Origin of the sequence: Pseudomonas salomonii (genome assembly GCF_900107155.1) — a bacterium.
GTDB classification, from domain to species: Bacteria; Pseudomonadota; Gammaproteobacteria; order Pseudomonadales; family Pseudomonadaceae; genus Aquipseudomonas; species Aquipseudomonas salomonii.
Genome location: NZ_FNOX01000015.1, coordinates 116,652 through 140,995, shown reverse-complemented (window position 1 = coordinate 140,995; position 24,344 = coordinate 116,652). Strand labels below are relative to the sequence as shown.

At 62.1% G+C, this 24,344-nt stretch carries 16 protein-coding genes and 1 pseudogene; 11 read left to right on the top strand and 6 right to left on the bottom strand.

The window, feature by feature from the left end:
- Both BLV67_RS33785 and BLV67_RS28445 read left to right on the top strand, forming a co-directional pair.
- Positions 1-957, top strand: a pseudogene (locus BLV67_RS33785) (phosphopantetheine-binding protein); the annotation flags it as partial.
- 42 nt (positions 958-999) lie between these two features.
- Positions 1,000-4,980 carry an amino acid adenylation domain-containing protein gene (locus BLV67_RS28445; protein WP_256122272.1) on the top strand — a complete coding sequence of 1,327 codons (3,981 nt, stop codon included), beginning with the start codon at positions 1,000-1,002 and terminating at the stop codon, positions 4,978-4,980.
- Positions 4,981-5,115: 135 nt separating this feature from the next.
- Here the strand turns inward: BLV67_RS28445 and BLV67_RS28440 are convergent, their stop codons facing one another.
- Positions 5,116-7,494 (bottom strand): TonB-dependent siderophore receptor, encoded by a 2,379-nt coding sequence (locus BLV67_RS28440; RefSeq protein WP_069787257.1) that lies wholly within the window; start codon positions 7,492-7,494, stop codon positions 5,116-5,118.
- A gap of 154 nt (positions 7,495-7,648) precedes the next feature.
- Positions 7,649-9,301, bottom strand: coding sequence for a cyclic peptide export ABC transporter (locus tag BLV67_RS28435; RefSeq protein WP_065931292.1), 1,653 nt, complete (start codon positions 9,299-9,301; stop codon positions 7,649-7,651).
- A gap of 199 nt (positions 9,302-9,500) precedes the next feature.
- Here BLV67_RS28435 and BLV67_RS28430 point away from each other — a divergent pair, with 199 nt between their 5' ends.
- Complete coding sequence (locus tag BLV67_RS28430; protein ID WP_069787258.1) at positions 9,501-10,328, top strand: formyl transferase; 828 nt, start codon at positions 9,501-9,503, stop codon at positions 10,326-10,328.
- A gap of 180 nt (positions 10,329-10,508) precedes the next feature.
- Here the strand turns inward: BLV67_RS28430 and pvdO are convergent, their stop codons facing one another.
- Genes pvdO through pvdM form a run of 3 tightly spaced genes read right to left on the bottom strand, consistent with a single transcriptional unit; the run spans position 10,509 to position 14,063 of the window.
- Positions 10,509-11,381 carry a dihydropyoverdine dehydrogenase gene (pvdO, locus tag BLV67_RS28425; protein ID WP_069787259.1) on the bottom strand — a complete coding sequence of 291 codons (873 nt, stop codon included), beginning with the start codon at positions 11,379-11,381 and terminating at the stop codon, positions 10,509-10,511.
- A 33-nt stretch (positions 11,382-11,414) separates the two neighbouring features.
- Positions 11,415-12,695, bottom strand: coding sequence for a pyoverdine-tailoring periplasmic protein PvdN (gene pvdN, locus BLV67_RS28420; RefSeq protein WP_069787260.1), 1,281 nt, complete (start codon positions 12,693-12,695; stop codon positions 11,415-11,417).
- Between the two features lie 18 nt (positions 12,696-12,713).
- Positions 12,714-14,063: a pyoverdine-tailoring dipeptidase-like protein PvdM gene (pvdM, locus tag BLV67_RS28415; protein ID WP_065931288.1), complete on the bottom strand. Its 1,350-nt coding sequence runs from the start codon at positions 14,061-14,063 to the stop codon at positions 12,714-12,716.
- A 142-nt stretch (positions 14,064-14,205) separates the two neighbouring features.
- On the opposite strand from pvdM, the gene pvdP reads away from it, so the two are divergent.
- Entirely contained in the window at positions 14,206-15,819 is a 1,614-nt protein-coding gene (gene pvdP / locus BLV67_RS28410; RefSeq protein ID WP_069787261.1) for a pyoverdine maturation tyrosinase PvdP, read from the top strand.
- On the opposite strand, the gene BLV67_RS28405 is transcribed toward pvdP, so the two are convergent.
- Complete coding sequence (locus tag BLV67_RS28405; RefSeq protein ID WP_069787262.1) at positions 15,812-16,759, bottom strand: DUF1853 family protein; 948 nt, start codon at positions 16,757-16,759, stop codon at positions 15,812-15,814. The genes pvdP and BLV67_RS28405 overlap by 8 nt on opposite strands.
- Before the next feature lie 144 nt (positions 16,760-16,903).
- On the opposite strand from BLV67_RS28405, the gene BLV67_RS28400 reads away from it, so the two are divergent.
- From BLV67_RS28400 to BLV67_RS28370, 7 genes are all read left to right on the top strand, one after another.
- Positions 16,904-17,794, top strand: coding sequence for an NAD(+) kinase (locus BLV67_RS28400; RefSeq protein ID WP_010210870.1), 891 nt, complete (start codon positions 16,904-16,906; stop codon positions 17,792-17,794).
- Entirely contained in the window at positions 17,794-18,765 is a 972-nt protein-coding gene (locus tag BLV67_RS28395; RefSeq protein ID WP_065931285.1) for a metallophosphoesterase, read from the top strand. The genes BLV67_RS28400 and BLV67_RS28395 overlap by 1 nt, the downstream gene beginning before the upstream one ends.
- Positions 18,762-19,631 (top strand): rhomboid family intramembrane serine protease, encoded by an 870-nt coding sequence (locus BLV67_RS28390; RefSeq protein WP_069787263.1) that lies wholly within the window; start codon positions 18,762-18,764, stop codon positions 19,629-19,631. The genes BLV67_RS28395 and BLV67_RS28390 overlap by 4 nt, the downstream gene beginning before the upstream one ends.
- Before the next feature lie 14 nt (positions 19,632-19,645).
- Entirely contained in the window at positions 19,646-19,906 is a 261-nt protein-coding gene (locus BLV67_RS28385; protein WP_017138108.1) for a YeaC family protein, read from the top strand.
- Positions 19,903-20,733 carry a DUF2797 domain-containing protein gene (locus BLV67_RS28380; protein WP_069787264.1) on the top strand — a complete coding sequence of 277 codons (831 nt, stop codon included), beginning with the start codon at positions 19,903-19,905 and terminating at the stop codon, positions 20,731-20,733. Before BLV67_RS28385 ends, BLV67_RS28380 begins: the two co-directional genes overlap by 4 nt.
- A 14-nt stretch (positions 20,734-20,747) precedes the next feature.
- A complete protein-coding gene (pepN, locus tag BLV67_RS28375; protein ID WP_069787265.1) occupies positions 20,748-23,405 on the top strand; it encodes an aminopeptidase N in 2,658 nt (885 codons plus the stop codon).
- 179 nt (positions 23,406-23,584) lie between these two features.
- A complete protein-coding gene (locus BLV67_RS28370) occupies positions 23,585-24,301 on the top strand; it encodes a helix-turn-helix transcriptional regulator (RefSeq protein ID WP_069787266.1) in 717 nt (238 codons plus the stop codon).
- Positions 24,302-24,344 lie beyond the last annotated feature (43 nt).

The following is a 24,344-nucleotide window of genomic DNA, read 5'->3' as shown; positions in this document are numbered from 1 at the left end:
CGCGTGTACTGCTTCGGTGGCGATGCCGTGGCACAGGCCAGCTACGACCTGGCCTGGCGCGCACTGAAACCGACGTATCTGTTCAACGGCTACGGCCCGACCGAAACCGTGGTCACACCGCTGCTGTGGAAAGCCCGTCGCGGCGACCCCTGCGGCGCGGTCTATGCGCCGATCGGTACGCTGTTGGGCAACCGCAGCGGCTACGTGCTGGACGCGCAACTCAACCTGCAACCCATCGGCGTGGCCGGTGAGTTGTACCTGGGCGGCGAAGGCGTGGCCCGCGGTTATCTGGAGCGCCCGGCACTGACCGCCGAACGTTTTGTGCCGGACCCGTTCGGCAAACCCGGCAGCCGCGTGTACCGCAGCGGCGACCTGACCCGTGGCCGCGCAGATGGCTTGGTGGATTACCTTGGGCGTGTTGATCATCAAGTGAAAATCCGTGGTTTCCGTATTGAGCTGGGTGAAATCGAGGCGCGTCTGCGTGAGCAGGACAGCGTTGGCGAAACCGTTGTCGTGGCCCAGGAAGGTCCGAACGGCAAGCAGTTGGTGGCCTACGTGGTGCCCGCTGAGCCCGCGACCGACCCAGTCGCATTTCGCGAAGCCTTGCGTCGCGCCCTGAAAACCCGCCTGCCCGACTATATGGTGCCTGCGCACTTCATGTTCCTGGACCAGATGCCGCTGACGCCCAACGGCAAGCTCGACCGTAAGGGCCTGCCACAGCCGGACGCGGCGCAGTCGCAAGGCGAGTGGGTTGAACCGGTTACGCCATTGCAACAACAGGTCGCGGCGATTTGGGCCCAGGTGCTGGGCGCTGCGCGCATTGGCCTGACGGACCACTTCTTCGAGTTGGGCGGCCACTCATTGCTGGCCATGCAGGTGATTTCCCGTGTGCGTCAGTTGCTTGAACGCGAGGTGCCGCTGCGCACCTTGTTTGAGCAGCCGCAACTGCAGGGTTTTGTGCTGGCACTGCACGCCGCTGAAGAGGACTTGGCGCCGCCGATGGTGGCGATAGGGCGCGATCAGCCGTTAGTGCTGTCCTTTGCCCAGGAGCGCCAGTGGTTTCTCTGGCAACTGGACCCACAAAGCGCCGCCTACCACATCCCGAGCGTTCTGCGCCTGAGCGGTCGCCTTGATCAGCACGCCTTGCAGTGCAGTTTTGACCGCCTGGTGGCGCGACATGAAAGCTTGCGCACCCGCATCGATCAGCAGGATGAGCGCGCAGTGCAGGTGGTTTTGCCCGCCGAACCGTTGTCAATCACGCGAGGCGATGCCACTGAGAAAACGTTGCAGCAACAGGTAGAAGCCGAAATCGCCAAGCCCTTTAACCTGCAGCAAGGTCCGCTGCTGCGCGTCACCTTGTTACGCCTGGCCGAAGATGAGCACGTCCTGGTGCTGGTGCAGCACCATATCGTTTCCGATGGTTGGTCGATGCAGGTGATGGTCGACGAACTGGTGCAGTTGTATAGCGCCTACAGCCAGGGCGAAGTCGCGCAGTTACCGGCGCCGGCGTTGCAGTATGCCGATTACGCACACTGGCAACGCGAGTGGATGGCGGCGGGTGAGCGCGAGCGTCAGTTGGCTTACTGGAGCGAGCTGCTCGGCGGTGAACAACCGGTGTTGGAACTGCCCACCGCGCACGCGCGCCCGGCGCTGCAAAGCTACCGGGGGGCCAGCCTGGAACTGGAGTTGCCGACGCAACTGGCCGAGGGGCTCAACGCATTGGCGCAGCGTGAGGGCGTGACGCTGTTCATGCTGTTGCTGGCGTCCTTTCAGGGCTTGTTGTACCGCTACAGTGGCCAGCATGACATCCGTGTCGGGGTTCCGATCGCCAACCGCAACCGGGTTGAAGTCGAGCGGTTGGTCGGCTTCTTTGTCAACACCCAGGTGCTCAAGGCTGACCTGGACGAGCAGATCACCGTGACCCAGCTGTTGCAGCAGGCCAAACGCCGCAGCCTGGATGCGCAGAGCCATCAGGACCTGCCCTTCGAACAACTGGTCGAGGCCCTGCAACCGGAACGCAGCCTGAGCCATAACCCGTTGTTCCAGGTGTTGTTCAACCATCAGAGCGATGCGGGGTTGGCTACCCGTGGCCGTCAGTTGCCCGACTTGCGCGTGGAGGGCCTGGATTGGGGCAGCCAGACCGCGCAGTTCGACCTGAGCCTGGACACCCAGGCTACCGCGCAGGGGATCTGGGCCACCTTGACCTATGCGACCGACCTGTTCGAGCCGGCCATGCTCACGCGCATGCTGGCGCACTGGCAAAATCTGTTGCAAGGCATGCTCGACGACCCGCAGCAGCGCGTCAGCCAGTTGCCGCTGTTGTGTGACACTGAGCAACGTATCGCGCTGCAAGACTGGAACGCCACTGCGCGTGACTACCCGCAGCAGCCTGTGCATCAGTTGATCGAAGCACAGGTCGAACTCACGCCGGATGCCGAGGCGCTGGTGTTTGCCGGGCAGCGCTTGACCTACGCCCAGCTTAATCGGCGGGCCAACCGCCTGGCCCATCGCCTGATGGATGCCGGTGTCGGCCCCGATGTGTTGGTGGGGCTGGCCGTGGAGCGTTCGATAGAAATGGTCGTCGGCCTGTTGGCAGTACTCAAGGCCGGTGGCGCGTATGTACCGCTCGACCCGGAATACCCCCGCGAGCGACTGGCTTACATGCTGGAAGACAGCGGCGTGAAGTGGCTGCTGACTCAGGCGCATCTGCTCGAACAGTTGCCGATCCCGGAAGGTCTGCAAACCCTGGTGCTGGGTGAAGCCGGTTTTGACGGCTACAGCGAAGCGAACCCCGGTATTGTGCTGGCGGACGAAAACCTCGCCTACGTGATCTACACCTCCGGCTCCACCGGCCAGCCCAAAGGCGCGGGCAACCGCCACCGGGCGCTGACCAACCGCCTGTGCTGGATGCAGGAAGCCTACGGGTTGAATGCCCGTGACACGGTGCTGCAAAAGACCCCGTTCAGCTTTGACGTGTCGGTGTGGGAGTTCTTCTGGCCGCTGATGACGGGTGCACGCCTGGTAGTGGCTGCGCCGGGTGATCACCGCGACCCGGCCAGGCTGGTAGCGTTGATCAACGCCGAACAGGTCACCACGCTGCACTTTGTGCCGTCGATGCTGCAGGCGTTCCTGCAAGACCCGGCCGTTGCTTCCTGCCACGCCTTGCAACGCATTGTGTGCAGCGGCGAAGCGCTGCCGGTGGATGCGCAACAGCAGGTCTTGCGCAAGCTGCCGCAAACCGCGTTGTACAACCTGTATGGCCCGACCGAAGCCGCCATCGATGTGACCCACTGGACCTGCGTCGACGAAGGGCAAGACACGGTGCCTATCGGCCAGCCGATCGCCAACCTGTGCACCTATGTGCTGGACGCTCAGTTGCAAGTGACCGCCGTGGGGGTGGCCGGTGAGTTGTACCTGGGCGGTATCGGCTTGGCACGCGGTTATCACCGACGCCCGGGGCTCACCGCCGAACGGTTTGTCGCTTCGCCGTTCGCGCCGGGAGCGCGCCTGTACCGTACCGGCGACCGCGTACGTCAGCGTGCCGACGGGGTTATCGAATACCTTGGGCGCCTGGATCATCAGGTCAAATTGCGTGGCCTGCGCATTGAATTAGGTGAGATTGAAGCGCGGGTTCTTGAACATCCCCAGGTACAGGAAGCCTCCGTCCAGGTGGTCGATGGCAAGCATCTGGTGGGCTATCTGGTGTTGCAGGCACCGAGCGAAACCTGGCGTGAGTCCCTGGGCGCACACCTGTTGGCGCACTTGCCGGACTATATGGTCCCGGCACAATGGGTGCTGCTGGCGCACATGCCCCTGAGCCCGAATGGCAAGCTGGACCGCAAGGCGCTGCCCAAGGCTGATGCGCACTTGCAGGAGCGCGTCTATCAGGCGCCGCAGACCGAATTGGAGCAGCGCCTCGCAGCAATTTGGAGCGAAGTGCTTGAGGTTGAACGCGTCGGCTTGAATGACAATTTCTTTGAACTGGGTGGCCATTCGCTGTTGGTGTTGATGCTCAAGGAGCGCATCCGCAAGGCGACCGGCACAGCGCTGTCGGTCAGCCAATTGATGCTTAACCCGACCATTGCCGGGCAGGTGGCTTGCCTGGGCGGCGAGACCCGCCACTCGCTGATCGTCAAACTCAACAGCCAGACCCAAGGCACGCCACTGATCCTGTTCCACCCAAGCTTTGGTTCGGTGCATTGCTACAAGGCCATTGGTCTGGCACTGCGTGAACAACGGCCGGTGCTGGGGGTGATCAGTCGGGCGTTGGTCGAGGAGGGCAGTGCAGTGCCCAGCTGGCAATCAATGGTCGACGACTACACCGCGCAACTGCTCGATGCCGTGCCCGAAGGCCCTTATCGCCTGGCCGGTTGGTCCCTGGGGGGTAACCTGGCCATGGAAGTCGCGTATGCGTTGGAACAGGCGGGGCGTGTGGTCGAGGTTGTCGGTTGGATCGATGCGTCGCCGCCGTACTGGCTCAAGGACTATTGGGACACGGCGGTGACGACCGATGACAGTGAGGTGCCGGTCAATCAACGGCGCGTTGAGTTGTTGCAGGTGATGTTTGCGCAGTCGAGCGCGTTGATCCAGGCCGCGTGGCTGCAAAGCCAGGCGCTCTCTGACGACGAGGTGCAGCAATGGCAGGCATTCAGCACGTGGGCCGAAGGCGCACTCGGTGAGGCCTATCTGGAGGTCAAGGCCGGCTTGCTTGAGGGCGACGAAGCGCAGATCTCCTGGGAACTCGACCGAGCCCTCGGCCAGTCTCTAAAGGACGCCGACTTCAAGCCGATCCAGGCACCGATCCGTTGCTGGTGGGCCGCTGCGAGCCGCGCAGGGCAGCATCGTCAGTTGATTGAGGCAAGCATGGCGCAGGTTATCGGCCGGCCGTGTATTGAGCAGTCAGTAGTGATCGACTCTACCCATGATCGAATCATCGATAACGCCGCGTTCGTACAGAGCTTTGCGGATGCGATGAAGTAACACCCGGTGTAAAAGTAACGCCCCTGGACCGATGGCCAGGGGCGTTTTTTTATCTGTGTTATTCGGCAAGAGTAACGATTTAGCAGGCAGCAAAAAGCCCCTGGCCATCAGCGATGACCAGGGGCTTGGGCTGGATCAGAAGTTCCAGCGGGTGCTGAGCATGACGTTACGCGGGTCGCCGTAGTAAGCCGAGTTGTAGAAGCCGATGTTGGTGTAGTACTTCTTGTCGAAGATGTTGTTGACGTTGAGGGTCGCCGAGACGTTCTCGGTCACCTGGTAGCGGGCCATCGCGTCGACGATCCAGAGTGGGTCCTGGGAGAAGTTTTCCTCGGTGCCTTTGGCGTAGTTGTTCAGCAGCTTCCAGCCGGTACCTTGCCAGCGCACGCCGGTGCCCAGGGTCAGCTTGTCGAGTGGGCCGGTCAGCTTGTAACTGGTGTAGATATTGACCTGATCTTCCGGTTCCCAGGTGGAAAGCTTCTCACCCTGTTTGTCGCGCATGATCTTGTGGGTATAGCCTGCCTGCAACTGCCAGCCTGGCGCCAGCTCGCCGGAAATTTCCGCTTCGTAGCCTTTGGTCTTGGCTTCGGTGCCCCTGGAGGCGTAATCCAGCCCTGGGTGGCTGTTGGGGATGTAATCGGTGTCGTCGACGGCGCGGTTTTTCTCGTGCACCTCGAAGTAGGCCAGGCTCGAGTTCAGGCGGCCATCGAAGAATTCGCCTTTAAGGCCGATCTCGTAGTTCTTGCCTTCATCCGGTTCCAGCGGTTTGTCGTTGCGGTCGCGATAGTCGTCCTGCGGCAGGTAGATTTCGGTGAAGCTGGCGTAGGCCGAGAAGTTGTCATTGAGGTCATAGGTGATGCCGGCGTACGGCACTACCTTGCCGGTGTCCTTGACCTGGCTGGTGCCGCTGACTTCGTAGTTGTTGACCCGAGTGCCGAGGATCAGGTGCAAGTCATCGGCCAGGCTGAAGCGCCCGGTGATGTAGCTGGCGCTCTGGCGGGTCAGCTCGTCGTTCTTTTTGGTTCGAGGACCACGGTCCGGCTTGGGGGCGTCGCCGTCCCAGTTGAAGTAGTCGTGGCTGTTGTCATAGTTGGTGGCGTTGGTGTAATCGCTGCCCAGCCAGTGCGAGCGCGATACCGAGGTGCCGACCACCAGCTCATGCTCACGACCGAACAGGCTGAACGGGCCAGTGGCGTAGAGATCACCCGTGTCGCTGGTGGTTTCACCATTGTAGGTTCGGGTCAGCAGCGGTGCCTTGCCCGTTTCGGCATTGGGTGACAGCAGGGCCGACAACGGGGCTTTGTAGCCATTGATCTGGTGGTTGTACTGCGCCTTGCCGACCCAGCCATTGTCGAACGTGTGTTCCAGGGTCGCGAAGGCGGTGCGGGTGTACTGCTTCCACTTGCTGTACTTGGCGCCGTTGTTGAAGGAGCGCGGGGTGCTGATATGGTTACCGGCAGAGTCAAACAGCGAGGCCGCACCGGACCAGCTGGAGCCCTGCGGGTCGCTGTCCTGATAGTCGCCACCGATGGTCAGCAACGTGTCCGGGGCCAGGTCGAACTCGAGAATGCCGTAGTAGACGTTGGTCTGGCGTTGGTAGTGATCGAGGAACGTATGTTTGTCCTGGTAGGCCGCAACGGCACGGCCACGCACGTTGCCGGTCTCGGTCAGCGGGCCGCTGACGTCGATTTCCGAGCGGTAGTTGTCCCAGGAACCCGCGCCCAGGTCGACATAGCCTTTGAATTCCGAGGTGGGTTTTTTACGCACCATGTTGATGGTGCCGCCCGGGCCGCCGGCGCCGGTCAGCAGGCCGGTGGCGCCCTTGAGAATCTCGACGCGGTCGTAGATGACGGTATCGGTCAAGGTGTGGCCCGACGAATACTGGGCGTCCTGCAGGATCGGAATGCCGTCGTACTGGAAGTTCTGAATGGCGAAACCACGAGAGTAGTAGCTGGTGCGCTCGCTGTCGTAGGTGGCGACGGTGATGCCCGGTGTGTGGCGCATCACGTCGTCGATCGACTTGAGGTTGAAGTCGTCCATGGCCTGGCGGGTTACCACGGAAATCGATTGTGGCGTCTCGCGTGGGCTCAGCACCAGGCGGGTTGCGGTGGCAATGGTGCCGGGAGTGTAGGAGCCGGAGCCTTCGGTGATGGTCCCCAACTGGTTGGCGGTCACCTGGGTTGCGCCCAGTTCCAGTGCCGACGTTTTCGCCGCGCTGATGGTGAATGAGCTGCCTTGCAGGTCATAGCTGATGCCCGTCCCGGACAGCAAGGTGGTCATGGCCTGGCCGGGTTGCAACTTGCCTTTGATCGCGTGACTGCGTTTGCCTTCAACGTCGGTCGGGCTGTAGAGCACCTGCAAGTTGGTCTGGCGACCGAACTCCTGAAGCGCGCTCCCCAGCGGCTGTGCAGGCACATTCAGTTCGACCTCCTGCGCCTGCACATAACCTGCGACCGGCAGTGCCAGTGCCAGGGCAATCGCGCTTGGCAGCAGAGGGGTATTCAAGAGGCGGCGCATGGAGAGTGCCTTGCTCAAGGGACTCAGACCGAACGTTGCTGGCATGGATGCATTCTCTTCTATGTTTTAAGTGGGCAATACTTAGTGTTTATTGAGGTCAATTCTCATTACCACTAGTGAGACGTTCCTATCCGCAAAAACCGGAAAAAAAACTTCAGGCCGGTTCCATCTCGTGCACCACCTTGCCCGCTCGCAGGCGCACCAGTTGGTCGGCGATGTCGAAATAGCGGTCGTCGTGGCTGATCACGATGATGGTTTTGCCCAGGCGCTTGAGGTCGGGCAGCAGCTCGGTGTAGAACACGCGGCGGAAGGCCGGGTCCTGGTCGGCGGCCCATTCGTCGAACACCAGCACCGGGCGTTCTTCGAGCCAGGCATTGACCAGCGCCAGGCGCTTGCGCTGCCCGGTGGAGAGGTCGGTGGTGCTGAACACGCCGTCCTTGACGCTGACTTTGTGCGCGATTTCCAGGCGCTCCAGGTACTTGGCGGCACTGTCCAGCGATTGCGTGGCGCTGCCCTGGACCAGGTCGTCGAACAGGTAATAGTCGGCGAACACCGTGGTGAACAATTGGCGGTAGTCATCGCGCACCGGGTCGGTCACGGTTTCGCCGTTGAGGCGGATTTCCCCGGCGTCGGGTTGATACAGGCCCAGCAACAGTTTGATCAGCGTGGTCTTGCCGCAGCCGTTCTCGCCGACGATAAACACGATATCGCCCTGCTTGATGCTCAGGTTGATCGGCCCCAGGTGAAATGGCTCGCTGCCCTCCACCGGCGGTGGGCTGTAGGTGATGCCGCGCAATTCAAGGCTGTTGACGACCGGCGACGGTGCTTCGCTGCCGTCCATCAACAAATGCGGCTCGGGGGACGAGAAGCGATCCGACAGCTCGGTGATGCGCGCAAAGGCAATGCGCGCCTTGCCGATGATCGGCAGGTAACCGATCACGTGTTCGAGCGGGCCTTTCATGTACAGCAGCACCAATACGAAACCGGTGATCACCGCCGGGTCCGGGTTGGGGCTGTAGGCCTGCATGGCCAGGGCCAGGCCGATGACCACAAAGAACAGCATCGAGCCAAAGGTTTTGGCCACGATGTAAATATTCACCGAGCGCACCTGGATGTCGCTGATCCGGTCGGCGGTTTCCTGGATGCGGTGGGTGTTCATCCGGTAGCGCCGTGGCCGGTGGATGCGCAGCTCCTTGGCGCCCGAGGCAATCGCCGAATAGTAGCGCTGCAGTTCGTCTTCCAGGTCACGGGCTGCGTCGAAGCCGCGAATGCCTTTGTGGCCGGCGATGAATTGCACGCTGCTGCCGATCACAATGGCCACGATCATCATCAGGAACATCGGCACCGACAGGTAGGCCAGGTAACCCAGGCAGCCCAGGGTCACCGTGCTGGCGATGGCCAACGGGGTAAACGCGAAGGAGAAATCGCTGATGGTGTCGACGTCGTGAGTGAGTACCGGGATCAGGCGGTGCGAGCGGTAGCGTTCGATCTGCCCGATGGGCGCCGATAGCACTTTCTCGCCGAGATCCTTGCGCAAGGCGGCAATGATCCGTTGGCCCACATAGTTGGTGCCGATATCCGAGACGATCGAACTGGTCAGCGCCAACAGGCACAGCGCCGCAAAGGTCAGGACCACGCCCTGGGTCATGCCGGTGGCAGAGTGCAGGGCGTTATTGATGGTCGCCAGCAGCAATGTGATGGCCAGGCCGCCGGCCATGCCCAGCGCGACAGAGACGCTCACGATGGTGCGAAAAGGCCTGAGCAATGCGAGCAAACCGTTAAAGGCGCCGCGCTTGGGGTCGGTCATAAATACTTCCCGGAAAGTGAAAAGAGGGGGCTGGGCACACAGACCCTTACCCATGACAAACGAAGTGCCGGGGCGACTATTTAGCGCGGCATGCCTGGCGGTGGAGCGGGTCGATAAATTGCCGACAGGCTGGTTCGTTCTTGTTGTGTAGGCGCACGCGTATTGGCGCGTGCCTGATCTATCCAGCGAGAGCGAAACAATGACGAAAAAGAATCTGGTGTATGTCTGGTCCCTGAGAAACGCTGCCGCCGACAAGGCCGGCCAGCCAGTGGCCTACAAGGACCACGAGCGCTATATGAAGTCGGTGCTGGAGTTTCTGGCGGGGTCGCTGAACGACACGCCGTTGGGCCAGGCCTACAACCTGGTCGGCGTGGTGTACGACGATGACGAGCACAACCCACGGGACCAGCAGCTGGTGGCCGACTATGGTTTTGCCTACCAGCCAGGCCGCCAGTGGCTCTACCCGGCGGACCTGCGGGTGCAGGGCAAGCTGGTCAATGACCTGCTGCTGAGCGTGCCGTCCACCTACCGCCGCCTGCCCCGTGGCAGCGCGGAACACATCGCCGGCAAACAGGATTTCGAACGTCGCCTGCACGACACCCTGGTGGAGTTGAAGGCCGACATCGTGGTGCTGGACGGCCTGCTGGTGATCCTCGATGAGCTGGTGCGGCCCGGCGCGCCGTTTGCGCGGCGGATCATGAACATCCACCCAGGCATTACCCGTATTGAATCGCCTTACGAGCGCCGTGGCGCCTATGCCACCTGGAATGCCTTATACGGCGCGCGCGGGCAGACCGTTGTGGATTGGGCGACCAAAGAAACCAAGGCCAGCGAACCGCTGTACCTCACCGGCGCTTCGTTCCATTACGTGGACAACGGCATTGATTCGGGCGAAGTGTTCCACGACGTGCTGAAAACCGAGATTTCGCCCGAGGACACCATCCTCGAACTGCGCTGGAACAACTTTAATAACAGCCTGTTCCCGGCGTTGCATGAAGGGTTGGAGTTGTTGGCCCAGAAGGCCTGATGCAAAACTAAATGTGGGAGCGGGCTTGCTCGCGAATGTGGTGGGTCAGTCAATTCATCTGTCTCTGACCCACCGCATTCGCGAGCAAGCCCGCTCCCACAGTTGACCGCATGCAGTTTTGAATATGAGGTCGACTGCGGATTTGCATGCACCGAAGTGCTGCTTTTCTGCGGGAGCTGCTTAAAGGTCGCGTACTACCCGAAACCCGATCCAGTCCCCGCGCGTTTGCGGGTAGATGGTGTTGCGGTTGCCGGAGCGTGAGAATACCGGCGCTTCGCCCCAGTCATTGCCGCGAATCTGGTAGCCCTCGCAGTGGGGCTCCAGCCAGGCGCTGCCGTCGGTAGGAGCGCCGATGTAGTTGGGGTGCTCACAGTCGGCCACCCGCTCATACACATTGCCGTGCATGTCGTACATGCCAAATGCATTCGGCGGGTAGCTGCCCACCGGCGAGGAATAACTGTAGCCATCTGCCGGGCCGTAGGTGTTGGCGTGCTGGGCGATGCTGTAGCCCTTGCCCTCGTCGAACGGGAAGGGGAACGGCCCGGTGGAGCCGGCGCGGGCGGCGTATTCGCGTTGGGCTTCGCTGACCATGTGGTACTTCTGCCCGGTTTTCTTCGACAGCCAGGCGATGTAATTTTTGATGTCGTCCATGTCCATGCACACCGCCGGCTGGCGTGGCCCTTGCGGGTAGCGCGGCTTGCTGGCGATGCATTCGCGGCCGGGGCGGGTGTCACCGTCGGCGATCTCGACGCCGGTCTGGCGGATATAGCTGTCCCATTCGCCGGCGGTGATGTGGAAGCGGCTCATGGCAAAGGGTTTGGCGAAGGTCACGTCGTGCATCGGGCCTTCATCGGGCTCGCGGCCGACTTCGTCTTCCGGCGTGCCCATGGTGAAAGTGCCGGCGGGCAGCACCACCATTTCCGGGCAGTCCTTGCAGTCCTTGAACACTTTGCCGGGTTGTGGCGTGGCGGCTTGCGCCAGGTTGGGCAGCCATGCCGCGCACAGGGCCGTCAGCGTCAGGGCGGTCAGGGGTTTGAGTCGGGATGGATTCATGTGGGCATCTCGTTCAAAGGGAAAAAGTGGGCATCACAGGCGTTGGCTCAACAGGGCCATGAACTGCTGGATTTCGTCCGAGCTGTTGAGCAGGCCGGGGGAGGTGCGGATTACCGGGCCGACATCGCGGTCGACGGCATCGATCACCACGCGGTTTTTCAGCATGTGGGTGACGACCGCTTCGCTGTCCTGGTTCTTGACCCGAAAGAAGCTGAAGCCGGCCGACAGGTCGGTGCTGCGCGGTGTTACCAGTTCGATCTGCGGATGCGCCAGCAACTGGGTTTTGAGTTCGCTGTTAAGTGCGTGGATGCGCGCCTCAACCTGGGCCTTGCCCAGTTGCAGGTGCAGCTTGAAGGCCTCGTCCGCCGCCCAGCGATGCTCAAAGGCGTGGTAGCCGCCGGGCGTCATGGTGGTAGCAAAATTGGTGTCTTCGGAGAAGGTCGGCACCATGGGCGTGACGTATTTGTTTTCGGCATCGCGGGCGCAGACCAGCCCGGTGCCGCGTGGGCCGAACATCCATTTATGCGTGCCGGCGATAAAGAAGTCGCAGCGCATGGCCGGGAAGTCGAGGTTTTCCACGCCAAAACCATGCACGCCATCGACCACATACAGGATGCGGTCGTTGTCGTCGCGGTTGCGATTGAGTTCCTCCACCAGCTTGCCGATTTCGCCGATCGGCAGCTTCACGCCGCTGCCGGACTGCACCCAGGTCATGCCCAGCACGCGAGTGGTGGGGCGAATGGCGCGCTTGATGTTGCCCAGCACTTCGTCACTTGAGACCTGACTGGCCCGCTCGAACAAACGGATGCGACGCACCTGCGTGCCTTGGCGGGCGACGCGAAAATCCAGCACGTTCTGGGTGGCGTAATGCTCGTGTTCGGTGGTGAGAATCTCTTGGTCGGGGCGCAGTTTGATTCCGCCGTAGATCATCGCAAGGCCTTCCGACGTGCTGCCGGTCAGCGCGATCTGCGCCGGCTGGGCGTTCAGGTAACGACCGGCCCATTCGCGCACCTGACCTTCACGTATCCAGGTTTCTTCCAGGCCCCAGTCCATGGCCAGGCCGGGGTTGCGGTCGATCTGCTGGCGGTAGCGCTCAATGGCTTCGCGCACGGGGCGTGGGTGGGAGGTCACCAGGAAGTTGGAAAAGTGCAGGTAGTCCGGGTCCTGAGTGAACAGCTGTTTGAAACCCGTCCATGGGTCGTTGGTGGCGGGCGCCTGAGCGGCTGCCTGGGCGTGCGCGAGCAATGCGCTGCCCAAAGGCAGGCTGGCGGCGAGTACCCCAGCCTGCTTGAGGAATGTACGGCGGTCGGTCATGGACTGGCTTCTGGGTAATTAGCGGTTGGCCAATGGCTTGGCGGCTTTTTGCACCTGGTCCCACACCCGCAGGAAGTTGCCTCCCCACAGCTTGGCGATGTCGGCCTCGGAGTAACCGCGCTGGATCAGTTCGGCGGTGACATTGCGCACCTCGCCGACGTTCTCCCAGCCCTGGATGCCGCCGCCGTCGTTGAAGTCCGAGGCGATGCCGACGTGGTCGATGCCGATCTTGCGCACGGTGTAGTCGATGGCATCGCCCCAATCCTTGAGGGTGGCCTTGGGTTCTTCTTCAAGAATGGCGTACAGCCCCTGGGCGTACTGGCCGAATTTCTGCTCGGACCAGGCGGCGATGATGGCGTCGCCGGGCATCAAGGCCATGGCCAGGTTGGGCAGCGGCGGCAAATCGAAGCGCGCACGCAAGGTGTTGAGCTTGTCCTGGGTGGGTTGGCTCAATGGGCGCAAATAGGCCGGGAAGCCCACCACCTGCACCACGCCGCCGCTGTTTTTGATCAGTTGCAGTTCTTTGTCGCTGAGGTTGCGCGGGATATCCACCGAGGCACGCGGCGCCGAGTGCGAGGCAATCATCGGGGTGCGGCTCAATTGCGCGACTTGTTCCAGCGCCTTGGTCGACATCTGCGACACATCGATGATCACGCCCAGGTCATTGAGGCGGTGCACGGCTTGTTGGCCGATGGGTGACAGCCCTTCAAGTGCGTCGGTGGTGTCATTGAAAAACGGCAGCGGGCGTGACGAGTCGGACCAGGCGTTGTTGCCGATATAGCTGAAGCCGAACATGCGCATGCCGCGTGCGGCCCACAGGTCCAGCTGGTTGAGGTCGTCGCCCAGCGGGTAGGCGTTGAGCATGCTGATAAAGATCGCAAACTTGCCTTCGCCATGCAGGCGCCGCATATCGTCCGGGGTGTAGGCGATGCCGACCTGGTTGGGGAAGTCGCGCACCATGCCGGAGATGATCTTGTAGCGCACCTCCTGCTCGTGACGGGCCTCCTCGACAAAGCCGTCGGTGGGTTTGTGTGGTGCATTGGGGCCATTCCAGATTTCCGGCCAGCCGAAAATCGTCAGGGCCGCGCCCGACAAGCGCCCGCGTGCCGCCTTGGCGAGGTCAAACTGGCCGCTGCCATCCTTGTCGGCTTCGTTGCCGGCCGTGCCGAAATCCATGGGCACGGTGATATGGCTGTCGAACGACAACAAGCGGTCCTGCATTTCATTGGCCTGCTTGATCACCTCCAGCGGGTAGCCGGCATTGCCTTTGAACCAGTGATCCCAGACCAGGAAACCGGCCCCGGCGCCGATGGCCAGTGCCAGCGGCAGGCCGATATACAGCGCCTTTTTCGAACGTGGTTTTGTCATTGCCATCTCAGTCAGTTGAGGCCTTTGCTATCAGGGAAGAACGAGCCATAGCCGGGGAAATTTAGGCCTGGGCGCGGTACCGCTAAATTTCTCGCGGCCGTCAACGTTCTAGCTCTGATCAAGCTGTTTCCTAAGGTAGACAATGACCCTCTCTCGACGTGGCTTCGTCGCCGGCCTGGCGCTGACCGGCGCTGCCGTGCCCGCGGCCCTTTATGCCCACCGCGAGCTGACGCGTGAAGCATTCCCGATCACGCCGGGCGAGGCCACGGTGGACCTGGCCGACACCGCCGGCCAACACCTGGCCGATACCCTGCGCGGCGTGTGGAGCTTGCGCCTGGAAGGCCGCGATGCGGGCCTTAAGGGCTTGCCGCTGCAGGGCCTGCAGCTGTTGCTCGACATCGCCCCGCGCGGCCGTGGCTTGCGCGGCTATCTGGACACCGCTGAAAACCTGCGTGCCGAGGGCGAACCGCGTTACCGCGTGCTCGGTGATCTGCTGACGGGCGAGGGCGCCGTACTCTACTGGCGCCTGATCGACCGCGATGCTGCGCAGGGCGCACCGGCCTATGAGTTCAAGATGACCCTCGACGAAGTCTGGGCCGACTTCGCCAATGCCGGCAGCAGCACACTGAGCGGGCAGGTTCTCGACCTTGAACGCCCCCTTGCCCTGACCGAGCGCGACAACCGCTTTATCGCCCACAAGCAACTGTTCCCCGAAGCGCGCCAGCGTATCGGCCTTAACCCGACCTTGCTGGCCTGGCTGATCGCGCCTGAGCACCGCCTGTTCCACCAGCTGTGGCACGCCACCCGCGACCAATGGCACAAGCTGTCCGAGGAAAAACGTGATGCCCTGCGCGGTATCGGCTGGCAACCAGGCCCACGCGGCCAGGAGCGCGACGCACGGGGCAAACGCAAAGACCGCAACGGTTCGGGTATCGACTTCTTTTTCATGCACCGGCATATGCTCGGCACTGCGCGCTCCCTGCAAGAGCTGCCATCCTGGCCGCAATTTCCGGAGCCACAGCCGGCGCTGGAGCGCGACCGCCTGGGGTTTTTGCGTTATTTCGACAACCACGACGGCTTTGCGCTGCCGCCCTGTTGGTCGGCACCCGATGACAGCGACTACACCCAATGGGTCAGCGATATCAAGGCAGCCGAGACCTACCACAGCAACTTCCAGGTGTGGGAGTCGCAGTACCGTGACCCGCGTTACCTGGCCAAGCTGACCTTGGGCCAGTTGGGCTCCGAGATGGAGCTGGGCCTGCACGACTGGTTGCACATGCGCTGGGCATCGGTGCCCCGCGACCCGTCCAACGGCGCGCCGGTGCCGTTCGCCCGTGACCCGGCGGACTTTGCCGCGCGTTGGTACGCGCCGGAGAACGACTTCCTGGGCGACCCGTTCTCATCCCATGTAAACCCGGTGTTCTGGCACTTTCACGGCTGGATCGATGATCGCATCGAGGACTGGTTTCGCGCCCATGAGCGGTTCAATCCAGGCGAGGTCAGCCGGCTGCAGGTCAACGGGGTCAACTGGTTTGCCCAGGGCCGCTGGGTGGAAGTCGCTGACCCGTGGCTGGGGCCGGACACCCACGGTTGCAGCACCACGCCGGGGCTGCAGATGGGGCGGTCGATGGAGATGGACCCGGAGACCATGAAGCTGGCGCTGCGCATCACCTTCGCCGAAGACGAAGGATTGCAGGCCTTGTTCAAGCGCGTGCCGAAACGGCCCTGGTATGCACGCCACTTGAAGCTCAAGTAATGCCCGGGACGTTTGGCCACAGGTCTGCAACGAGGAACAAACGTTCGGCTTCTTCCCAGTCTTCTCCCGTCTGCACCAGTCGCACCAGCAACTGGGCCGGTGCCATCGGGTCCAGGTCTGCCAGCCAGGCTTGCATCTGGTCCGCGCGCCACACTTGATCCGCCGGGTAATGCGCCGGCGCCAGCCAGGCATGCCGAGGCAGGGGTTGCCAGCGCCCTGGCGGGCTCTGGCTGACGAAATCGCGCCAGTCACGCTGATGCAGCCAGCGCCCGCGCAGGTGCTGTGGGTCGACGCCCAGCGGGGATTCGGCGGTGCCGGGCCATGGATAGAGCAAATACCCGCCCAGCCACAAATGTGCATCGAACTGCACAATATCCAGCGCCGCCAGGGCTTCGCGGCTTTCCGGGCGGGCCGAAATCGGCAATTGATGCTGGGCCAGGTGCGCGAGCTTGCGGTCCAGCCGGTCATGACAGCCGGGGCCGAGCCATTGCGCGGGGTCCTGGCCGTTGCCGTCCTGCGGCCCCAAATACAGTTTGATCGCCAGTTCCAGGTGGTGCACACCGTCGCGGTCGCGCACCAGCATGTCCAGCTCACCCAGCGTATGCCCGGCGCGGCGGATCGGCAGGTTGGCGGCCAGCAGCTCCACACCCGGCGCATGCTGCACCGCAAATTGCCACAGGCGTTCGTAGTACAGGCCCAGGCGCCGCGTGCGCGACAGGCTGAGCCAGTGCTGCAAGGCGCTGCTGTCCTGGTCGAGGGTGCGTAACCACTGTTCGAGCCGGTGCGGCGCCTGCACCCAGTCGCTGCCGGCCAGCGGATGGCGCTGGGGCCAGGGCGTTTGCGCAAGCATCGGCGGGGCGAGCATCACCCACGCCAGGTCGCGCACCTCGGGGTGCCGTAATTGGCGGGGCAGGTTGAGCAGGGCGGGGAACACAGTCATGGTCCGAGCATAGCCTTTTAGAGCGCCTACGGGTGGCTGAGAACCATTGTCATCAAGGCCTTGAGGCGACAAAGGGTTTTGCCTGACGCGGCCTTTCGCCCATAATCGTTCTTTTTGCCAGACCCCACATCCCGCAGGAGCCCCATGGAGCAATTTCGCAATATCGGCATTATCGGTCGCCTGGGCAGTACTCAGGTGCTGGACACCGTCCGCCGACTGAAAAAGTTCCTGCTGGAACGCCACCTGCATGTGATCCTCGAAGACACCATCGCCGAAATCCTCCCCGGCCACGGCCTGCAAACTTCCTCGCGCAAGATGCTCGGCGAAGTTTGTGACATGGTGATTGTGGTCGGCGGCGACGGCAGCCTGCTGGGCGCCGCCCGTGCTCTGGCGCGGCACAACGTGCCGGTGCTGGGGATCAACCGTGGCAGTTTGGGGTTTCTCACGGATATCCGTCCGGATGACCTGGAAGTCGAAGTCGCCAAGGTGCTCGACGGCCATTACCTGGTGGAAAACCGCTTCCTGCTGCAAGCCGAAGTGCGCCGCCATGGCGAGGCCATCGGCCAGGGCGACGCGCTCAATGACGTGGTGCTGCACCCCGGCAAATCCACGCGGATGATCGAGTTCGAGTTGTATATCGACGGCCAGTTCGTGTGCAGCCAGAAGGCCGACGGGCTGATCGTGGCCACGCCGACCGGCTCCACTGCGTACGCGCTGTCGGCCGGCGGCCCGATCATGCACCCCAAGCTCGACGCCATTGTGATCGTGCCGATGTACCCCCATATGTTGTCCAGCCGGCCTATTGTGGTCGATGGCAACAGTGAGCTGAAAATTGTGGTGTCCAAAGATATGCAGATCTACCCGCAAGTCTCCTGCGACGGGCAGAACCATTTCACCTGCGCCCCCGGTGACACCATCACCGTGAGCAAAAAGGCACAGAAGTTGCGGTTGATCCACCCGCTGGACCACAACTACTACGAAGTGTGCCGCACCAAGCTGGGCTGGGGCAGCCGCTTGGGGGGTGGAGGCGACTGATGCTCGATCCCGCGCGTAGCTATGACCTGATCGGTGACGTGCACGGTTGCGCTCATACCCTTGAGCACTTGCTCGACCGGCTGGGCTACCAAAAACAGGCTGGAACCTGGCGCCATCCGACGCGTATGGCGGTGTTCCTCGGCGATATCATCGACCGTGGGCCGCGCATCCGCGAGGCGCTGCATATCGTCCACGATATGACCGAGGCCGGCCAGGCGCTGTGCATCATGGGCAACCACGAGTTCAATGCGCTGGGCTGGACCACACCGGCGCCGCCGGGCAGTGGCAAGCAGTTCGTGCGCGAGCACAACCCACGCCATGCGCGGTTGATCCACGAAACCCTGACCCAGTTCGAACACCATCCGGCCGACTGGCACGACTTCCTCGGCTGGTTCTACGACATGCCGCTGTTTGTCGACGCCGGGCGGTTTCGCGTGGTGCATGCGTGCTGGGACGAAGGCTTTATCCAACCGCTGCGCGCCACCTTCCCGGATGGCTGCATCGACCAGCACTTTTTGCAGGCCGCCGCCGTGCCGGGCAGTTTTGCCTGCAACGCCTTCGACCGCCTGCTGCGCGGCACCGACATGCGCCTGCCGGACGGTCTCACGCTGACCGGCGGCGATGGCCTGACGCGCTCGTTTTTCCGCACCAAGTTCTGGGAAGACGACCCGAAAACCTACGGCGATATCGTGTTTCAACCCGATGCACTGCCGGAGCCGGTGGCGCGCACGCCGTTGTCGTCGACCGAAAAAAATGCCCTGCTGCGTTATGGCGTCGACGAACCGTTGCTGTTCGTCGGCCATTACTGGCGCAGCGGCAAACCGGCGCCGATCCGTGACAACCTGGCCTGCCTGGACTACAGCGCGGTGCTGTACGGCAAGCTGGTGGCGTACCGACTGGACCAGGAAACACGCCTGGATCCGCGTAAATTTGTATGGGTCGACGTTGAGCGGCCTGAGGTGATTGCATGAGTTCCGTAGCTGTATTGCGCTTGCCGCTGAGTGTCGACCTGGGCGGTTTCGTCAAACTGCTGCAACGCATGCAAGTGCCCCATCGCGTCAGTGAAGAAGCAGGCGAGCAAGTATTGTGGGTGCCCGAGAACATCAGTGCCGACGTACAAGTGTTGTATCAACGCTTTCCCGCCGGTGATCCGGACCAGCAACTGGATATTCCCGAGCAGGCGCCGGTTAAGCGGCCAAGCTTTGTTCAGCAAGTGCGTTTCAGCCCGGTGACGGCGCTGGTGCTGCTGGCGAGCATGATTGTCGGCGTAGTGACCTTGCTGGGTGAAAACCTGCAGACCATGAGCTGGCTGACCTTCCTGCCGTTTCACGTGATGGGCGACTACATCCAGTTCACCCCGTTTGCCGAGACCATGGCGTCGGGGCAGTGGTGGCGGCTGGTCACGCCGATGCTGATCCACTTCGGCATCCTGCACCTGGCCATGAACGGCATGTGGTACTGGGAGCTGGGGCGGCGCATTGAAGTGCGCCAGGGCAGTATCAACCTGCTGGGCCTGACCCTGTTGTTCAGCCTGGTGTCCAATTATGCGCAATACGCCTATGGCGGCCCGAGCCTGTTTGGCGGCCTGTCCGGCGTGTTGTATGGCTTGCTCGGACATTGCTGGATCTTCCAATTGTTGTCGCCCAACCCGGCTTATCGCCTGCCGCGCGGCGTGCTGGCGATGATGCTGATATGGCTGGTGCTGTGCATGTCGGGGCTGATCTCGATGATCGGTTTCGGCGAAATCGCCAACGCGGCTCACGTGAGTGGCTTGGTCATCGGTTGCCTGACGGGTTTGCTGGGTGGGTTGTACAACCGCCGCAAAGCCTCTATTTGATAAGGAAGAGCCTTATGTCCTCTTTTGCTGAAATGATTGAAAACATCACCCCGGACATCTACGAGAGCCTCAAGCTGGCCGTGGAAATCGGCAAGTGGTCCGATGGCCGCAAGCTCACCGCCGAACAGCGTGAGCTGTCCTTGCAAGCGGTGATCGCCTGGGAAATCCAGAACCTGCCCGAAGAGCAGCGTACCGGCTACATGGGCCCGCAGGAATGCGCGTCGAAGTCGGCGCCGGTGCCGAACATTCTGTTCAAGTCGGATGCGATCCATTGATTGAAATTGGTCGCGGTGCAGTCAGCAAAATGTCGGCGCAACTCGGTGAGCCGACTGTTCAATATGCGTTTCGCCTGGGCGACACCGAGGTGCCGGTCAACCCGTTGATCGGTACCCACGTGCGGCTGGAGTATCTCGGTGCCATCCATTGCAGCCATTGCGGCCGCAAGACCAAGACCAGTTTCAGCCAGGGTTATTGCTACCCGTGCATGACCAAACTGGCCCAGTGTGACCTGTGCATCATGAGCCCCGAGCGTTGCCATTACGACGCCGGCACCTGCCGTGATCCGGGCTGGGGCGAACAATTCTGCATGACCGACCACGTGGTGTATCTGGCCAATTCGTCGGGCATCAAGGTCGGCATCACCCGCGCTACCCAGTTGCCGACCCGCTGGCTCGACCAGGGCGCCAGCCAGGCGCTGCCGATCATGCGCGTGGCGACCCGTCAGCAATCCGGTTTCGTTGAGGACCTGTTTCGCAGCCAAGTGGCCGATAAAACCAACTGGCGTGCTTTACTCAAGGGCGATGCGCAATCGGTGGACCTCAAGCAGGTGCGCGATGAGCTGTTCGCCTCTTGCGCCGAGGGCTTGCTGGGGTTGCAGGAACGCTTTGGCCTGCAGGCCATCCAACCGGTGACCGACATCGATCCGATCGAAATCCGTTACCCGGTCGAGCAATACCCGGCCAAGATCGTCAGCTTCAACCTGGACAAGAACCCGATTGCCGAAGGCACGTTGCTGGGGATCAAGGGCCAATACCTGATCTTCGACACCGGCGTTATCAACATTCGTAAGTACACGGCCTACCAGCTCGCCGTGCACCAGTAAAAAGGATGCTATCCATGCGCACCGAACAACCGAAGATGATCTACCTGAAGGACTATCAGGCGCCGGACTACCTGATCGAAGAGACGCACCTGACCTTCGAGTTGTTCGAGGACCACAGCCTGGTCCATGCGCAGCTGGTGATGCGCCGCAACCCTGAGCGCGGGCCCGGCCTGCCGCCACTGGTGCTCGATGGCCAGCAGTTGGAGCTGCTGACGGTCAACCTGGGTGACAAAGAGCTGACCGAGGCCGACTATCAGTTGACCGACAGCCACCTGACCCTGCACCCGACCCGCGAAACCTTCACGGTCGACACCAGCGTGCGTATCCACCCGGAAACCAACACCGCCCTGGAAGGCCTGTACAAATCCGGCGGCATGTTCTGCACCCAGTGCGAGGCCGAAGGTTTCCGCAAGATCACGTACTACCTCGACCGCCCGGACGTAATGAGCACCTTCACCACCACGGTGATCGCCGAGCAACACCGCTACCCGGTGCTGCTGTCCAACGGCAACCCGATTGCCAGCGGCCCTGGTGAAGACGGCCGCCACTGGGCGACCTGGGAAGACCCGTTCAAGAAACCGGCCTATCTGTTCGCGTTGGTGGCCGGCGATTTGTGGTGCGTTGAAGACAGCTTCACCACCATGACCAACCGCGAAGTGGCACTGCGCATCTACGTCGAGCCGGAAAACATCGACAAGTGCCAGCACGCCATGACCAGCCTGAAAAAATCCATGCGCTGGGACGAAGAAACCTACGGCCGCGAGTATGACCTCGATATCTTCATGATCGTCGCCGTGAATGACTTCAACATGGGCGCCATGGAGAACAAGGGCCTCAATATCTTCAACTCCAGCGCCGTGCTGGCCCGCGCCGAAACCGCCACCGACGCCGCGCACCAGCGCGTCGAGGCGATTGTTGCCCACGAATATTTCCACAACTGGTCGGGCAACCGCGTGACCTGCCGCGACTGGTTCCAGCTGTCGCTCAAGGAAGGCTTCACCGTGTTCCGTGACTCGGGCTTCTCCGCCGACATGAACTCGGCCACGGTCAAGCGCATCCAGGATGTGGCGTACCTGCGCACCCATCAGTTCGCCGAAGACGCCGGCCCGATGGCCCACGCGGTACGCCCGGAAAGCTTTATCGAAATCTCCAACTTCTACACCCTGACCGTGTACGAAAAGGGCTCGGAAGTGGTCGGCATGATCCACACCTTGCTCGGCGCTGAAGGCTTCCGTAAAGGCAGCGACCTGTACTTCGAGCGCCATGACGGCCAGGCCGTGACCTGCGACGACTTCATCAAGGCCATGGAAGACGCCAATGGCGCCGACCTCAGCCAGTTCAAACGCTGGTACAGCCAGGCCGGTACGCCGCGTCTGGCGGTGAGCGAGTCGTTTGATGCCGCCGCCAAGACCTACAGCCTGACGTTCCGTCAAAGCTGCCCGGAAACGCCGGACAAGGTTGAGAAACTGCCGTTCGTGATTCCGGTGGAGTTGGGCTTGTTGGACGGGCAGGGCGCCGCTGTCGCCTTGCGCCTGGCCGGTGAAGCGGCAGCTGGCGGCACGTCACGGGTGATTTCGGTGACAGAGGCCGAGCAGACTTTCACCTTCGTCGATATCGCCGAAAAGCCGTTGCCTTCGCTGCTGCGTGGCTTCTCCGCGCCGGTGAAACTGAGCTTCCCGTACAACCGCGACCAGCTGATGTTCCTGATGCAGCACGACAGCGATGGTTTCAATCGCTGGGATGCCGGCCAGCAATTGTCGGTGCAAGTGTTGCAGGAGCTGATCGCCCAGCACCAGGCGGGGCAGGCGTTGAAGCTCGACCAGCGCCTGATCGACGCACTGCGCACGGTCTTGAGCGATGAAAGCCTGGACCAGGCCATGGTCGCCGAAATGCTCTCGCTGCCAAGCGAAGCCTACCTCACGGAAATCAGCGAAGTGGCGGATGTGGAGGCTATCCACGCCGCCCGTGAGTACGCCCGCAAGCAACTGGCCGACAACCTGTTCGAAGCGCTGTGGCTGCGTTACCAGGCCAATCGCGAGCTGTCCAAGCAGACGCCTTATGTGGCGGCGGCCGAGCACTTTGCCCGGCGCGCCTTGCAGAACATTGCGCTGTCGTACCTGATGCTCAGCGGCAAACCCGAAGTATTGGCCGCCACCCTGGATCAGTTCGACACCAGCGACAACATGACCGAGCGCCTCACGGCATTGGCGGTGTTGGTGAACTCGCCGTTCGAAGCGGAAAAAGCCCAGGCGCTGGCGGTGTTTGCCGAGAACTTCAAGGATAACCCGTTGGTGATGGACCAGTGGTTCAGCGTACAGGCGGGCAGCACGTTGCCGGGCGGGTTGGCGCGGGTCAAGGCGCTGATGGAGCATTCGGCGTTCAACATCAAGAATCCGAACAAGGTGCGTGCACTGGTGGGTGCCTTTGCCGGGCGGAACCTGATCAACTTCCATGCGGCGGACGGCTCGGGTTATCGCTTCCTGGCGGACCTGGTGATCCAGCTCAATGGCTTCAACCCGCAAATCGCTTCGCGCCAGTTGGCGCCGTTGACCCGCTGGCGTAAATACGACAGCGCCCGTCAGGCGCTGATGAAGGCGGAACTGGAGCGCATTCGCGCCTCCGGCGAGCTGTCGAGCGATGTGTTCGAGGTGGTCAGCAAGAGCCTTGCCTAAGCTGGGCGCATAAAAAAAACGGCCTGTTCAGGCCGTTTTTTTTGTCTCAAATAACCGGTGGTCGCGGTATGTCTGCGCCTTGGTCGAGTGCGAAGCGCTCCGAGATAAATACTGCTGACGTTTTCTGACAGGAGGCTCTGCTAAGCTGCGGCACTTTTGGCTGTTTCGGCGGGGTCCACGTGTCGCGCACTACTCGTTTACTGACCTTGTTGCAGGCCCTGCGGGGCAAGAAGCGCCCGGTAACTGCGGCCGTACTGGCTGAGCAACTGGAAGTGTCCGAGCGCACGCTGTATCGCGATATCGCTGAGTTGACGGCCCTCGGCGCGCCGATTTTTGGTGAGGCCGGGGTGGGCTATGTGTTGCGCAGTGGGCTGTTCCTGCCGCCATTGATGCTCAACGCCGAGGAAACCGAAGCCATCGTGCTGGGCTTGCGTTATGTGGACCAGCGCGGCGATGACGTGCTCAGCCGTGCGGCGGCCAATGCCTTGGCAAAAATTGCCGATGTGCTCGACCCGGCGGCGCAGGAAGCCTTGCGTAACCCCACGCTGCTGCCAGGGCCGCCGGGGTTTGGCTACCCGGAAAACCGCGTGCCGCTGAATGTGTTTCGTGAGGCGATTCGCAACCAGGCCAAGCTGCATATCGATTATGCCGACGCCAGCCAAACCCAGAGCCAGCGGCTGATCTGGCCGCTGGCATTGGGGTTTCTCAATGAGGTGCGTGTGATCGTGGCCTGGTGCGAGTTGCGTGGTGCCTATCGTACGTTTCGCACCGACCGGGTGGCCGCAGCTGACGCCCACGGTGAGCGTTACCCTGGCCGGCGCAGCGACCTGCTGCGCGGCTGGCGCAAGTTGATGGACCACAACGATTCAGGACCCTTTACTCCTGACAAAAACTGACACAGGGCTGGCTTAGCATGGCGCCATACATCACTAAAAAGGA